The following is a 14413-nucleotide window of genomic DNA, read 5'->3' as shown; positions in this document are numbered from 1 at the left end:
TTTGTTAATGATTTCTACGGGTTAATGGCAACATAAAAAATAGAACAGCTCAATTTCTATAATAAACGATCAAACACACTGTTGAAATACTCGGTGGTGTTAGCCGGGGCAAATAGAGACAGTCATAGACGTACCCATCCCAGAGTCGTCGGTATGCTACCTTAGCTGGGGACTCACCAAAGCGTGTATCCTCAACCCTGAGAATCCCAACCACAGTGAAGCCAATGCAAATCTATACCAGGCAATTGCGGGTGCGGCATTACGAAATCGATGTCCTCGGACATGTAAACAATGCTGTTTACCAGAATTATCTCGAACAAGCCGCCGTGGAACACGCCCAACTCCTGGGCTATTCTTTGGCACAATGCCGAAAACTGGGAGGTGTGTTTGTCATGCGTCGAATTGAAATAGACTATTTGCGTCCAGCTATAGCAGATGATACCCTAGAAATCACCACTTGGCTACAGCAGATGAAATTCATCGATTAGCACAAGTGCAACCCTTAGTTATTGCCGAAGCAATCTGGGTGTGGGTGGATTTAGTTACGATGCGCCCACGGGGAATTCCTAAAGAAATTTTGACGGGTTTCGAGCAAATTCAGCCCGATAATAAGCTGTCAAAGACTTGATTTGAATGGTACTGACTTAAGCTTAAGCCTAGGACTAAAGTTTTGGATTATTCAGTAAAGTTTAATTGACTTTATATTTAAACTTTAAATATATTTACAGGATCTTAAATTTTTACCGGAATGCAGAAACGAAAGCGCTTATTTAAGTTGATATTTTTATTAATTTTGGTCGCATTGGTTCTATCGTTTGTTATTAATATTTTTCTATTCTCTCAAGCAAAATCATACTACATACAGCTAAATAAAACCAATCTCGATCCCTTCGGACTACAAACATTTAATAACGATTCATTGCCCGATAGTTCATTAACTACATCCCCAGTAACCGTCGTCTTCTTTGGGGATTCGCGAGCAGCTATGTGGGTTGCTCCAGCAAAGCTCAATGGCTTTTCTTTTATTAATCGCGGCATTGGCAATCAAACCTCAACTCAGGTATTGGGACGTTTTGAGCAACATATTTTACCCTTAAACACCGATATTATCGTTGTCCAAGTGGGAATTAACGACTTAAAAGCAATCCCACTATTTCCTCAGCAAAAAGCCACCATTATCAGCAACTGCAAGGCTAATATTCAACAGATTGTCGCTCGTTCACTAAACCGTGATGCAACTGTGATATTAACAACCATTTTTCCCATTGGTCCGGTTCCGCTGATTCGTCAACCCTTTTGGTCACCTGATGTCGCCCAAGCGGTTAAAGAAGTCAATGCTTACCTCTACTCACTAAAAGCCAAAAATGTCTTAATTTTAGATGCCTATTCGCTCCTGGATGAGAATCAGCAAGTGCAAAGCCAATACGTTTACGATACTTTGCACATCAACCGCAGGGGGTATAAAGCGCTTAATCAGGAGTTGACAAAGATGCTATCGACTTGGTTGATAGATAACAGTATTAATAATTCATAAGTTAATTGTCGGCACAGGTTTAGCTACTGTAGGGACTCTCTCAATTGATCAAGAAAGCAAATCTGACCTGCTCACCTTGAGGATTGGCTTTGATTATAGAATGGGTAGATCTATCTACGGGCAGAAGCCAAGGCTGTCGTTAGTAGCTAGGATATCATTTGATATTTCAAATCAAGTTCGGGTTGACGCCGAAAAGGAGATTTCAATGCCACAATTTTTGATCATTTTTCAGCGACGGATTGGCACAATGCTGTGGGCTTTCAGTTTAATCACGTTAATAAATCTAGGGAATTTATTGCTCGTGAATCATCAAGCCGCTTTAGCCGCCTCTGATACGCCCTTAACGACTCCACCGACAGCAGAAAAGACTGAATTAGGATTCTCGTCGCCGCAAGAGAAAGAAGAGGCGTATGAGGAAGCGACAGAAGCACTAACGAAAGATCCCAAAAAAGGGGTGGAAAAACTTTACGACGAGGAAATGGAAAAATATAAAGAATCTCAGCCGGATAAAAATGTGTTAGAAAAGGCGAAAGAGGTGATTGAAGGAATAACAAACAACGATTAAACGGAAGTTCCCCCCAGCCCAAAAATCGCCACTGTTTCACCGTGCGACTTTGCAGCATTGTTTAGTCGCCCTACTTCCATACAATCGAGCCAAACCTTGAAGTAGGGGGGATTCCAACCTATTTTCAGCCAGAGTGCTATCCGCCTAACACTGGACAACCGTGGACAACACGATCAATCCATTGATGGATAGCCAGTCTAAGCAAACGCTACGTTATTAGGGTCATGGAATCTATAAGTGCTTGCCAGCTCATAGTCTAAAAGCCGTCTTTCGTTTAAACAGGTGATTTAGGTATAGCCAGTGACGCGAGGCTAAACAAGCCTTAATAACATTGACGAGGCACAATTTACCCTAGCAATAGGAGTTTCGTATTATGCGAGTTTTCGTAATTAGTCAAAACCAGGAACCGCTCAACAGTTGTCATCCCGCTAAAGCCAGAAAGCTTCTTTCTTCTGGTAGGGCGGCTGTGTGGAAACGGTATCCCTTCACCATTATTTTGAAACAGGAGGTAAAAAAGCCCATTGTTACGGAACATCGACTAAAAATTGATCCGGGCTCCCGAGTAACTGGACTAGCCATTTTAGAAGGAAACCGAGTCGCATTTGCGGCTGAACCTGGTATTGAGTATCAGCAAGGAGAACTTTTTGGTTACGAAGTCCGGGAGTATCTATTGGACAAATGGAACCGCAAGTGTGCTTACTGTGGAGTTTCCGGTGTTCCCTTACAGATTGAACATATCTACCCCAAATCCAAAGGAGGCAGCAATCGAATCTCTAATTTATGTCTAGCTTGTGAGTCATGTAACCTGAAAAAAGGAACCCAATCTGTAGAGCAGTTTCTCAAAAAGAAACCGGATGTTCTCCAACGAATATTAGCTCAAGCCAAACGTCCCCTTAAGGATACTGCTGCCGTCAACTCTACCCGATGGGCGTTGCAAGAACAGCTAAGGGCTACGGGTTTGCCTGTTGAAACGGGGACAGGTGGCAGGACAAAGTTTAATCGTACCCGCCTAGGTTTACCGAAAACCCATTGGCTGGATGCTGCAAGCGTAGGACAATCAACCCCAGAGAATTTAATAACTCGCAACATTAATCCTTTGGTAATCAAGGCAACGGGACATGGGCATCGGAAAATGGCACAAATCAATAAATTTGGTTTCCCACGCCGAAAAAAAGATGGCAGTCATAGCGTTAGAACTCGCACCAAAGAGTTTCATGGATTTAAGACAGGTGATATTGTTCGCGCCATTGTCCCCACCGGGAAAAATCAAGGAACGCACATTGGGCGAGTGACAGTGAGAGCTTATCGGGTCTTTGACTTGACTACAGTCAAAGGAAAACTGCAAAGCATCAACTGGAAGTATTTTGAGTCAATCTGGAAAACAGATGGTTATGCTTATGTCCATACATTCCAGAAATGAGAGAGTGAATTAGCGATTAGAGGAATAGCGATCGCGCTGATATTATAAGTCAGAGCTATATACCAGCTTTCGACAGCGCAACTACAAACCGACTAAATGTTAACTTTATCTTAAAAAAGTAACAAAAACTACACTTTATTGACAATTTAATCAAGTCTCGTGAAATAATCATAGTAAGGACAAATCCCATCGGCTTTAATCTTTCCTCGAAAAAGGAGAGATTAAAACGCTGCTTTGTTCATCTGTAAGCGCTATCCGTCGAACAGTGGACAGTAATGGACAACAACCCCACTCACCCAGCACGAGCAAGACGCTTGCTTGTCTCAGGTAGAGCCTCAGTGTTTCGCCGTTATCCGTTGACCTGAAATCGCCATTCTTCCCCATCCTCAAAGCAAGTGAGCGTCCAGCTCACGACGCTTAGGGTGGGGAGGAATGGCGGGAAAGGGAGGGACGGAGGCATCCAAGAAGATGCTAATATGAAGCTATCTCGTGAAGTAATCATGCAGCAAACTCTAACCGCCAAATTAAAACTAGAAGTCACCCAGGAGCAAAAAGAACAGCTTCGGGTGATTTCTTTGGCATATAGGGATGCACTGAATTACACGTCCGGTGTGGCTTCTGAGATGGGCAAAACCTACAACGGCACCAAGATCCAGAAGGAAGTTTACTACACCCTGCGAGAGCAATTTAAGCTTTCTTCGCAAATGGCTTGCAATGTTCCTCGTCAAGTTGGGGCAACCTACAAGTCATTACGGACAAAACTTAAACAAAACGAGGAGGCAATTAAGGCGGGTCGTACCAAGAAACGATACAAGGGATTGGATAAACCACCCAAGTATGTTTCTCGTACCTGCACATTAAATTACCAACGCGACTACTCATTTGTTAAAGACCAAAAAGTGAGTGTCATCACTTTAAATGGTCGGCTCAAGGTAAATTATCATGGCTACTCCAAGCACCTTGAAATGATTAAGTCTGGAGTAGCTAAAATCGGGGCAGCAAAGCTTTGGTACTTACGCGCCACCAAAACTTACTACTTGTTGGTGAGCATGGAGGTAGAAGTACCAGAGCTAACACCAACCGATATCAATAGAGTCATGGGCGTGGATGTTGGACAACGTTATATTGCCGTTGCAGCAGACACTCGGAATAAGACTCAGTTTTTCAGTGGCAAACAGGTGAGACATAAGGCTGTGTTGTCTGGTAGTTTGGCTGTAAAAGTAGATGCTCATTACACTTCTCAGGCTTGTCCGTGCTGCGGTCACACATCTAAAGAAAATAGACCTCAAAAGGGTCTAACGTTTGTGTGTCAGCCGTGTGGATATACTCTCCATGCTGATTTAGTTGGTGCCAGGAATGTTGCGCTTAGAGTGTTGCTCTCTCGGCAAGACTGGGAGAGTACGGGGCGTTTTTCAGCCGTCCCTGATGCGTCGTCGGATGAAACCAAAGGTGAGCGCCTCTCCAGGTACTTGCAGTTGCGGTGGACGACAGATGCAATCCCCAACTGAGCGCGAAGCGACGCCTCAAGGCGAAGCTGAGTAAGTTGGGGTAGTTGAATCGTCAAGCCAGCAATGCTGAGGCTAACGCTGGTGATTGAGTTCCCCAGTTCAACCCAACCCCAGGGGGGATTTGCCTTGCTGTGAAATTCTCTCGCGTCGTCAATCCAATAGTCCAATAGGAGGAACAATGGAATGTCTGATTCATTATTAGCCGATGCTGGCACCAGATTGCAAGCCGCGATGAAACATGTCTTAATTTCTGAGGATGCGATCGCACGCTTAAAGCATCCCAAAATGAGCCTTAGTGTGTCCATCCCGGTTCGCATGGATGATGGCTCATTACAAATGGTACAAGGGTATCGGGTGCGATATGATGACACCAGGGGACCCGGAAAAGGTGGTGTACGCTATCATCCCAACGTTTCCCTGGATGAAGTTCAATCCCTCGCCTTTTGGATGACGTTTAAATGTGCCGTCTTAAATCTACCCTTCGGTGGTGCTAAAGGGGGAGTGACAGTAAATCCCAAAGCCTTATCCAAACTAGAACTCGAACGCCTCAGTCGCGGTTACATTGACGCGATCGCAGATTTTATCGGACCCGATGTTGATATTCTCGCCCCTGACGTTTACACCAACGCCATGATTATGGGGTGGATGATGGATCAATATAGTATCATCCGCCGTCAAATTAGTCCTGGTGTCGTCACCGGTAAACCCATCACCATGGGTGGAAGTGTGGGACGCGACGGCGCAACCGCGGCTGGGGCTTACTTTGTGATTGAATCCATAGCGCCTAAACTGGATCTGACTCCCCAATATACCACAATCGCGATTCAGGGATTTGGTAAAGCCGGGGCGGTATTGGCAGAATTGTTGGCAAAAGCCGGGTATAAAGTTGTCGCCATCAGTGATTCTCAAGGCGGAATTTATGCCAAAAAAGGCTTAGATATTCCCAGCATTCGTCAGTATAAAACCTCAAGTCAAAGCCTGCAAGCGGTTTACTGTCAAGACACCGTTTGCAATATTGTGGAACATGAACAGTTAACCAATGCGGAACTCTTAGCCTTAGATGTAGACATTCTCATTCCCGCCGCGTTGGAGAATCAAATTACCCTGGATAATGTCAATGATATCCGCGCCCGATATATCTTTGAAGTGGCAAATGGTCCAATTACCTCCGAAGCCGATAAAGTTTTAGATAGCAAAGGAATTCTCGTCTTTCCCGATATTTTAGTCAATGCGGGAGGGGTGACGGTGAGCTATTTTGAATGGGTGCAGAACCGCAGTGGACTCTATTGGACATTGGCAAAAGTGAATGAGCATCTGAAACAGAAAATTGTGGAGGAAAGCCAACAGATCTGGTCAATTTCTAAGGAGTTAGCTGTTTCCCTACGAACCGCCGCTTACGTTCATGCGTTGAATCGGTTAGGGGAAGCTCTTAATGCTAAAGGAACCCGAAACTACTATATCAATGGTCACATTCCTGTCGTGAATTCCCGGTAATTCAGGTAGTTATCAGTTATCAGTTATCAGTTATCAGTTATCAGTTATCAGTTATCAGTTATCAGTTATCAGTTATCGATCACTGTTCACTGTTTACTGTTCACTGACCACTATGCTGGAAGCATGAGTGACAACAATCCTCAAATTGCCATTTTCGGGGCGGTGTTGGGAGGAATATCACAGCGATTGTCAGTTTCAAACTCACAAGTCGGTTAGTCGCCATTGCGATAACAGTGGCGGGAACTCTAGCGGGGTATGGGTTTGCGTTTCTGGTGGGAACGAGTGCGATCGCGTTTTTAAGTGGGCAAAAGCTAAGTTTGGGAGTTGTCTGGAGTTGTTTATCGGTGAGTTTTCTCTGGCTGACGATGCACTCCCTGATCCTCGCCGTTCGAGAAATTAGAGATTTTTCCGGGACATGCTTTAGAGGTGCTGACTTGACGAATGCTGTGTTTGAGTCAAATCTGAGAGAAAAAAGCTAATTGCAGCAGTTCTAGTCTGGATAGGCAATTCAAGTGGATATAACAGTCAAATAAAAGAAGCAGTTGCAATCCCTCTATCTCTATTGATGGAGGTTGTCATCTGATTTCCAGACTATCCTAAGCAGTATCTCAGGGTACATCCCTGTTCATTAAATCTTTGAGGCTTAGCTATAATTTATGCAATATAGAACAACGATAGGGTGGTCGCTTTTTACTTCGGGAATCGTAACCCTCTTGCTCAAGAGTTTCCCTGGCAACTCTCTTTGGTGGGGAGTTGGTTTTCTAGTTATGGGAATAGTTATACTCCTTGTGCGGAAAGCAGTTTAGCGAATCCAGCCTGAAGGGGTGACAAAATGACAACATCCCGGAACGGGTTCCGGGATGAGAAGATCGCATTAGCCGAAAACTCAACTAAAAAATTAGATCCCTGTTTGGTTTGCGCGATCGCGAAAATTACGGATCAAGCTGACACAGCAGCTAAACTGGCTGGAATTTTTCGCCCGACGGCGGCGGCGACGGGGTGTAAGTTGTGAACCAACTGCACCATATCATCTAACGATAACGCTTGACGGGCATCAGATACGGATTTTTCCGGTTCTGGATGACACTCAATGATTAATCCATCCGCACCCACTGCGACAGCCGCTTTCGCTAAGGCGGGAATTAATTCCCGTTTGCCCGTCGCATGGGAAGGATCTACAATCACAGGTAATGAGGTCATCTGCTTGAGTGCCACAACTGCCCCTAAATCCAAAACATTCCGGGTATAGGTATCGAAACTACGAATCCCGCGTTCACACAGCACCACCTGAGAATTCCCATGACTGAGAATATATTCAGCTGCCATGACGAATTCTTCTAGAGTCGCCGCTAGTCCCCGCTTCAGCAGAATCGGTTTATTAACTTCACCCAAGGCTTTGAGTAAATCAAAGTTTTGCATATTACGACTACCCACTTGAAGCATATCAGCATGGGCAGCCACTAAATCGATTTGGGAAATGGACATGACTTCCGTCACCACAGGAATTTGATGACGCGATCGCACCTGAGATAATATCTCTAGTCCCTCTATCCCTAATCCTTGGAACGAGTAAGGAGAAGTACGGGGTTTGAAAGCACCGCCGCGTAACCCTTGAACTGGGGCGCGTTGCAATTGAGTCGCAACCGTTTCCATCTGCGATTGACTCTCAACCGTACAAGGACCGGCTATAATCACCAGTTCCTCACCCCCGAAGGTGATACTATTCGACAGATGAACCAGAGTTGGGCGATCGGATTGAGTGGCAAGTGTAGCATTCAACATCAGACGAATTCCTTTATACAATCAGTGGACAACAAAAAAACCCGGTTCCTTGCGGGTTCCGGGTTCTGACAAAATTTAAACGCAGCATCACCTACCCGGAACCACTTCCGAACCAAAAAAAGTAAAATAAGGTAAACGAGTTACTCAGGTAGGTTGTCATCAGAACGCCTCCGTTGTGGGAAACCCCGTGTCTTCAGACCGGGGATGAACGCGCGGTAGCGGTTTTAACCGCCTCTAATATTGAATTCCCCTTTCGGGGTGGAGGGGTATGGTTGCCCCTCCAATGAGGTATGGTTGCCTCAATCTCCTTTCGGGTAAAGTTAGCTTCGCCAATGTTATCGGTCGGTAACTATCCAAAAAGCACTGTTTCAGTGACCTTAAAACTGTTTAACTTTTCGGTTCTAGAGCAGCAGACTAGCTACGCATCCACTGGTAGGTCTTAAACACTTGCCGATAACGTAGTCAATTAAGACTTAGGCTGGTAAGCACAGCTTCAACTTGCTTGGCTTTTGCTCCGCGTCTTTAGACCGGGGTTGCTTACCAGATACTCCTTAAAAAACAAAAAGACCGCAGCTTTCGCTCTGCGGTCCACCGGGGGGTTCCATGAGGAACTCTACTCACCTCCGGTGAACCTCCCTAAACCAAAAATAAAAGTAGTTGTTGTAGTTGAGCATAGCTGAGGACTTTCTATGAAACTTTAACGAGATGCCTATTACTGGACACGATAGCAAGCTGTTGTGCCTAAGTCAATACCCAATCTAAATAAAGTTTCCGTTTTCCACAGGTGTGGAGGCAAGATGTAGGTTGGGTTGAGGGACGTAGGCGAGGAGCCTTCTCGAAGAGTAACCCAACTCATATATATATCGCACTACACGGTGTACCCAAACACAATGGTAGAGGCGACCCGCCGCATTCAATTAACATCACCCAACCCTTCATTTGATCAGGGGAACCCCGTATTAGATAGCGGAAACTATCTGACACCGCATTTGGACAAGGGCGAGTCGATATACCTTAATTCTCACACCACCTACGATATGCAGCGACTCGCCCCTACAACCGCGAAAATCCCGATAATCCCAATAATCCCGATCAGGTGGGTGTCGTAGATTTTGTTGGGGTTGAGGACTTCCTTGCCAAAACCATTTGATAAATTTCTGGATGTAATGCTAATCTCCCATTTTAGCTGTGCCACGCCACTATCCTGTGGGTCACGCAGATTTATCCCACTCCAACTTTTTTAAGTGCTGCTTCGGCTGCAAGTTTTTCAGCATCTTGTTTACGGCGACCTTTTCCGACACCGTAAACTTTACCATTTACGCGCACTTCAGCAGTGAATTCCTTAGCATGATCTAGTCCCGACTCATCGATAATAAAATATTCGGGATTCTGGACGAACTTTTCTAATGCCCACTGCTGAAATCGACCCTTGGAGTCCACGAGAATACTATTATCTAGAGTTGTTTCAGTGGAACAGAGGTCTCTAATTGCAGAACTTAACAAAGGTTTAATAAAAGTGATAACTGCCTCAATACCTGAATCGAGAAAGTAAGCACCAACAACGGCTTCAAACGTATCACTGAGCAAAGACGGATTTCTGCGTCCTCCTTCTTTTATAGCACCATGACCTAACCTCATTTTTTTAGATAAATCTAGTTCTTTTGCAAATATTGCTAACTGTTGCTCTTCAACTAATTTAGCTCGCAGACGTGTAAGTTGAGATTCGCTCATCTTCATCGCTGGATCATAATTATAGAGAAACGCACCACTAATAAAATTTAGTACGGCATCACCGAGAAACTCTAAACGTTCGTTGTCTTCACCTGCACTAGGGTTTTCGTTAATGTATGAACGGTGGGTGAGGGCACGATTGAGAAGAGAAGGGTCGCGGAAGGAAGGAAGTTTGGATATTTCATCTAATCTTTCTATGATGTGGGATTCATCAGCAATATCAATTAGACTCTGACTAACCCCACCTTGTTGAGCGAAAATTATGACTTTCTTCCCTTTATTTTTTAAGACATGACCTAGACTGGTAAAGTCACCATCTCCTGATACGATAATGAAGATATTAGCTGAGGCATTACTATAGGCTTCTTCAATACAATCAACTATTAGTTGATTGTCTACGCTGTTCCTGGTGAAGGAGGGAACATTAATTCTTTTAAAACCAATACCACTTAAAAATTTGGCATAGTCTTTATTTTCTCGCTGCCAATTGGAATATGCTTTTTGACAAATTACATCACCTTGTTCGTTGGCAAATGCTTGCAAAAACTCGGCTCTCTCTTGGCTGACTTTAACATTTTGGCAATCCCAATAAAGTGATACTAGAGGAGATGAATTATTTATCGTACTGCTTTTTAAAGTGTTATTTTTTTTCGCCATACTGATATATTAAATTTTACAACAATGAAACATTAAACTAATTTACTAGATTAAGAATTATTTATTTTTAGTTTTTGAACATTAAATCATTTAGTAATATGGCTGTTTTCAATAAATTGTGTGTGAACGTAAAAGTATTTGAAAAACTTGTCCAACCAAGGCTGCTATTTTACAAAGGCTTGAAACTAGCTATATACTCAAGATACCCCAAAAGCACTTCCTGAATTGGCAGTAAGTTTTTATAATTCTGCATCTCAAGGGGCATTTGCTGGATAGTTTCCCTTAAATTATGAGCCATCTGGGGATTATCTTCAAGCACTCGCAAAGGATGTACATAAGTACGCACGGTAAACAGTATGTCACCACTCCCGGTTAAGCGTCTTAATGTCTGACGTTCAAGTCTCAAAAACAGCTTATCCCCAGCGTTTTGGCAATTTATCGTTGTCTCCCAACCGGGTTTTGCGTTCTCTGGAGGGAAAAATAGTTCGGGGGACTCAACAATACTCCAGTTTAATCGCCAAACCGGATGACTAGATTTGAGGCGATTGAACACACTATCCACAGAATGCGCCAGTTTTTCAGAATATCCGGGAACCGGGGCGTGGATTTGAGTCAGGGGACACCCCAACTTTTCTCGCAGTCGCCAACGTAAAGGAAAACAGAGAGAAGCCGCGACTAAACGATATCCTTGACGCGATCGATCCATCAATAATAAATCCTCCTGTACCAGACGCCCAGCTAAATCCAGAGGTGCTGACTCAAAGTCAGGAATATACCAAACTTGATTTGTTGCGATCGCCTCAATAGTTTGATCATGGCGTCGATAATGCTGGGGAAAGCGCTTCAGCAGATGATCCAGCAGTAAATCTAGAACCTGATACATTTACGCGACACAATACGGGAAATTCCCGGACAATGCAGCGATAGCAACACCATCTGAATTGATGGTGAAGGCGGTATCCCGCAAAGCTTTGAGCATAAAGCCCAAAGCGCCATTCATGTCTCGCGGCAAAACATGACCGCAAGATGGGCATTTGAAAACCTTAGAGCCTCCCAACGTTTGATGAATATGACCACACTTAGTACAAGTTTTGGAAGTGTAGGCTTCTGAACCTGTAATGACAATCGTGTTGGTCATCTCAGCTTTTTGGTTGAGGAATAGCTCAAAACGGTAATGCGCCCAAGTCAACATCGACCTAACTGTTTTTGACCGAATCTTTCTGCTTGCTTTGGCAACCATTTGGGAAGTCTCAAAAGTCGGCAGAAATATGACTCGGTAATTATTAGTTAGATAGCCGACAATCTGCTTGTGTGCCTCATCGATGAGGTGGCGAATTTTAGCCCTCATTCGATTAGCGGCTTGGCGCATTCTTCGCCTCTGCTTTCTTCCCGCTTTACTCATCCGACTGTAAAGATTGTCGAGGTGTTGGCACAATCTAGTAATACGCCCGATGTCACCCCGACCCAGCTCAACAAACCTCGACCCATCAAACCCTGTCAGAAACGTTCTGACCCCTGGATCTAATGCAATAACGCCATCTTTATCTTGTCTATTAACTTTCACTTCTTCTGGGATAATGGCGAACCATCTCCCCTTAGAAAATGTAAGTTGCGTGGCATTTGAGCAAGCTTGAGGCAATGGTTCAGAGGCGATAAACTCTAACCCTTTGGTAAGGCGAGGATACCAACACCCTGAACTAAAGTTACTATCGTTAAACTTAATTATTTGCTGGAAGTCCCGGCAGCTTCTAAATTTAGCATTAACACTTGCATTGTCGGCTCTATGAGCATCGAATATGGCATTTTGTCGGATATGGCAAGGGGTTTCTTTGACCCATCCTGGCAAATCGGATTGCATGACAATATTTCTCAGCTTTAACTTCCCAACTCTTTTATTTTGTCGTTGATAAGCAATAGCTTGGTTGAAACAGTATCGACAAGCCGCTAACCATTTACGCCAAACTTTATTGAGTTCGACGCTTGGGTAAATCTGGATCTTCCGAGATCTGAGTCTTGTATTTGCGGAGTCCGTAAAGCCTTGAACTGAAGCAGTGAACAATGGCGAGGATGTCTTCAACCATCTCCTCGCAAGGAGAGAGACTTGACTCATTGAGAACCACGAGTTCACACCCGTTTTGTTCACAGAGCCATCTAAACAAGTCAAATCCGAATCTCGCCAATCGGTCTTTGTGAGCAACCACAAGGCGTTTGACATCTCCTGACATGACTCGTCCCAATACGGCAAGCATCTTTTTGCGTTTGAAGTTAAGCCCTCCTCCAATTTCTGAGACAACTTCTCCGTCTGGGTATCTGGAGACGAGATATTCGACTTGTCGGTCGAGAGCGGGCTTTTGAGCGCGAGAACTGACTCTGGCGTAGAGGATGTTGATTCGGGTGTCCAAGCCAGATTTAGCTCTAGCTGTATAGCTTTCGACGTTGTATCGGCGCTGCTTCCCTTGGGTCCAGATTGCTTCGATTTTCCCTTGTTCATGCCAGCGCCTGAGTGTCCGCTCATTGACCCCAAGGATTTCGGCTGCTTCCCTTGGGGTGACGTATTTGACAATAGTGGTATCCTCAATTCTTGGGAGCATTGTACCACTATACCCGGATATGTCCGGTTAATTAAAGATTAAGTCAACCTCTTTCTGACTGGCTTCGGTTCCGGGGAGACTAGCAAATACCTCTGAATGTCGAGACTTGAGCAGAGTATCTTTTTGTAACAAATACTTGACAAACTGATCATCAATTTCAATCCAATCCTGGGGAGCAAGGGCTTTGAGACTCATTCTCATTTGTCATTTTCCTTCTGCAAAGGGTTGGCGGATCATGGGTCGTTGAGAAAGCCGAATGGGTTGAGTAATGGGCGACCCGATCCAATTGAATGGACTAGAAGTGTGATACCAAATCCGGGGAACGCTACCCCAGTTATAACCCAGTCCGCGCAGGCGGACTTTGTTTGTATAGCAGCGATTTCAATCGCCTCCTCTTGCTCCCCCTGCTCCCCCTGCTGTTGGCGCTTAAGTTGACACCAATGCAAGCGGGTCGCCCCTACAGGTTCCTTCTGATAGTGGATGAGGCTTAGGTCACCGAGCGCAACTCATCCAACCGTGCCAGTACTTCTGTACTATGAATCGCCGGTCGAACGCCGAGAAATGTCTCCCGTAAGATGCCATCAGGATCAATGATATAGGTATGGCGTAGGGAGACAAACCCCATCCAAGAGCCATACGCCTTACTCACTGACCCATCTGTATCTGCCAAAAGGGGGAATTTCAACCCCTCTGAGTCACAAAAATCGGCATGGGAGTCTACATCATCTGCACTCACTCCCAAAATTTGGGCATTTCTCTCTATATATTCAGGCAAATCTTGCTGAAAGCGACGAGCCTCTAGAGTGCAACCTGAGGTAAAATCCTTGGGATAAAAGTACAGAACCACCCATTTCCCCCGGTAATCGGAGAGCGATACCTCCCCATCCCCACTATTAGTCGGTAGCGTAAACTCTGGTGCAGGCTCATTTAGTGGCGGTTGTTTACCGCCGAGAGCATAAGCGGCGGGAGTGACGTGTAACCAAGTTAAGCAAGCTAGACAACTTGCCAAGAGAATGTTCACCAGGGTGCGACGAGAAATCATGATCGATACAGCGTGTTTGTTTTACATAAGTTTACAATCCTAATTTAGATCTTGTCAGAATCTGTGATTGCGCTATCATGTCTAGCAAG

Annotated in this window: 16 protein-coding genes and 1 pseudogene; 9 read left to right on the top strand and 8 right to left on the bottom strand. The window is 44.7% G+C overall.

Annotated features, from left to right (window positions below; all coding sequences use genetic code 11):
* Positions 1 to 224 precede the first annotated feature (224 nt).
* The 9 genes and pseudogenes from ACLGGO_RS01520 (at position 225) to ACLGGO_RS01480 (ending at position 7000) form a co-directional block, all read left to right on the top strand.
* Complete coding sequence (locus ACLGGO_RS01520) at positions 225 to 488, top strand: acyl-CoA thioesterase (protein ID WP_446418022.1); 264 nt, start codon at positions 225 to 227, stop codon at positions 486 to 488.
* Complete coding sequence (locus ACLGGO_RS01515; RefSeq protein ID WP_446418087.1) at positions 458 to 628, top strand: hypothetical protein; 171 nt, start codon at positions 458 to 460, stop codon at positions 626 to 628. The genes ACLGGO_RS01520 and ACLGGO_RS01515 overlap by 31 nt, the downstream gene beginning before the upstream one ends.
* Before the next feature lie 357 nt (positions 629 to 985).
* Complete coding sequence (locus ACLGGO_RS01510) at positions 986 to 1534, top strand: SGNH/GDSL hydrolase family protein (RefSeq protein WP_446418021.1); 549 nt, start codon at positions 986 to 988, stop codon at positions 1532 to 1534.
* A 205-nt stretch (positions 1535 to 1739) separates the two neighbouring features.
* A complete protein-coding gene (locus ACLGGO_RS01505) occupies positions 1740 to 2099 on the top strand; it encodes a hypothetical protein (protein WP_446418020.1) in 360 nt (119 codons plus the stop codon).
* Between the two features lie 373 nt (positions 2100 to 2472).
* The gene (iscB, locus tag ACLGGO_RS01500; RefSeq protein ID WP_446418019.1) at positions 2473 to 3519 is read left to right on the top strand and encodes an RNA-guided endonuclease IscB; all 1047 of its coding nucleotides are present in this window, start codon (positions 2473 to 2475) and stop codon (positions 3517 to 3519) included.
* Positions 3520 to 3794: 275 nt separating this feature from the next.
* Positions 3795 to 3881 (top strand): annotated as a pseudogene (locus tag ACLGGO_RS01495) (RRXRR domain-containing protein); the annotation flags it as partial.
* Between the two features lie 138 nt (positions 3882 to 4019).
* Entirely contained in the window at positions 4020 to 5027 is a 1008-nt protein-coding gene (locus ACLGGO_RS01490) for an RNA-guided endonuclease InsQ/TnpB family protein (protein WP_446418084.1), read from the top strand.
* Positions 5028 to 5210: 183 nt separating this feature from the next.
* Complete coding sequence (locus tag ACLGGO_RS01485) at positions 5211 to 6521, top strand: Glu/Leu/Phe/Val family dehydrogenase (protein WP_446418018.1); 1311 nt, start codon at positions 5211 to 5213, stop codon at positions 6519 to 6521.
* 233 nt (positions 6522 to 6754) lie between these two features.
* The gene (locus tag ACLGGO_RS01480; RefSeq protein ID WP_446418017.1) at positions 6755 to 7000 is read left to right on the top strand and encodes a hypothetical protein; all 246 of its coding nucleotides are present in this window, start codon (positions 6755 to 6757) and stop codon (positions 6998 to 7000) included.
* Positions 7001 to 7460: 460 nt separating this feature from the next.
* On the opposite strand, the gene aroF is transcribed toward ACLGGO_RS01480, so the two are convergent.
* The 8 genes from aroF to ACLGGO_RS01440 all read right to left on the bottom strand — a co-directional run bounded on the left by aroF (position 7461) and on the right by ACLGGO_RS01440 (position 14324).
* Positions 7461 to 8303, bottom strand: coding sequence for a 3-deoxy-7-phosphoheptulonate synthase (gene aroF / locus ACLGGO_RS01475; protein WP_446337282.1), 843 nt, complete (start codon positions 8301 to 8303; stop codon positions 7461 to 7463).
* Between the two features lie 1030 nt (positions 8304 to 9333).
* Positions 9334 to 9498 carry a hypothetical protein gene (locus ACLGGO_RS01470; RefSeq protein ID WP_446337192.1) on the bottom strand — a complete coding sequence of 55 codons (165 nt, stop codon included), beginning with the start codon at positions 9496 to 9498 and terminating at the stop codon, positions 9334 to 9336.
* A gap of 26 nt (positions 9499 to 9524) precedes the next feature.
* Positions 9525 to 10691, bottom strand: coding sequence for a ribonuclease III (gene rnc / locus ACLGGO_RS01465; RefSeq protein ID WP_446418016.1), 1167 nt, complete (start codon positions 10689 to 10691; stop codon positions 9525 to 9527).
* Positions 10692 to 10860: 169 nt separating this feature from the next.
* Positions 10861 to 11574, bottom strand: a complete 714-nt coding sequence (locus ACLGGO_RS01460; RefSeq protein ID WP_446418015.1) for a heme-dependent oxidative N-demethylase family protein — start codon at positions 11572 to 11574, stop codon at positions 10861 to 10863.
* Positions 11575 to 12750 carry an RNA-guided endonuclease InsQ/TnpB family protein gene (locus ACLGGO_RS01455; RefSeq protein WP_446418014.1) on the bottom strand — a complete coding sequence of 392 codons (1176 nt, stop codon included), beginning with the start codon at positions 12748 to 12750 and terminating at the stop codon, positions 11575 to 11577.
* A complete protein-coding gene (locus ACLGGO_RS01450) occupies positions 12656 to 13255 on the bottom strand; it encodes an IS607 family transposase (protein ID WP_446418083.1) in 600 nt (199 codons plus the stop codon). Before ACLGGO_RS01450 ends, ACLGGO_RS01455 begins: the two co-directional genes overlap by 95 nt.
* A gap of 54 nt (positions 13256 to 13309) precedes the next feature.
* Positions 13310 to 13483 (bottom strand): heme-dependent oxidative N-demethylase subunit alpha family protein, encoded by a 174-nt coding sequence (locus tag ACLGGO_RS01445; RefSeq protein ID WP_446418013.1) that lies wholly within the window; start codon positions 13481 to 13483, stop codon positions 13310 to 13312.
* Positions 13484 to 13769: 286 nt separating this feature from the next.
* Entirely contained in the window at positions 13770 to 14324 is a 555-nt protein-coding gene (locus ACLGGO_RS01440; RefSeq protein ID WP_446337195.1) for a peroxiredoxin, read from the bottom strand.
* Between the last annotated feature and the right edge of the window lie 89 nt (positions 14325 to 14413).

Origin of the sequence: Coleofasciculus sp. (assembly GCF_046565525.1) — a bacterium.
In the GTDB taxonomy this organism is placed as follows: domain Bacteria; phylum Cyanobacteriota; class Cyanobacteriia; order Cyanobacteriales; family Coleofasciculaceae; genus Coleofasciculus.
Note: the sequence above shows the minus strand (reverse complement) of the source record. Positions and strands in the feature narration are given on the sequence as shown.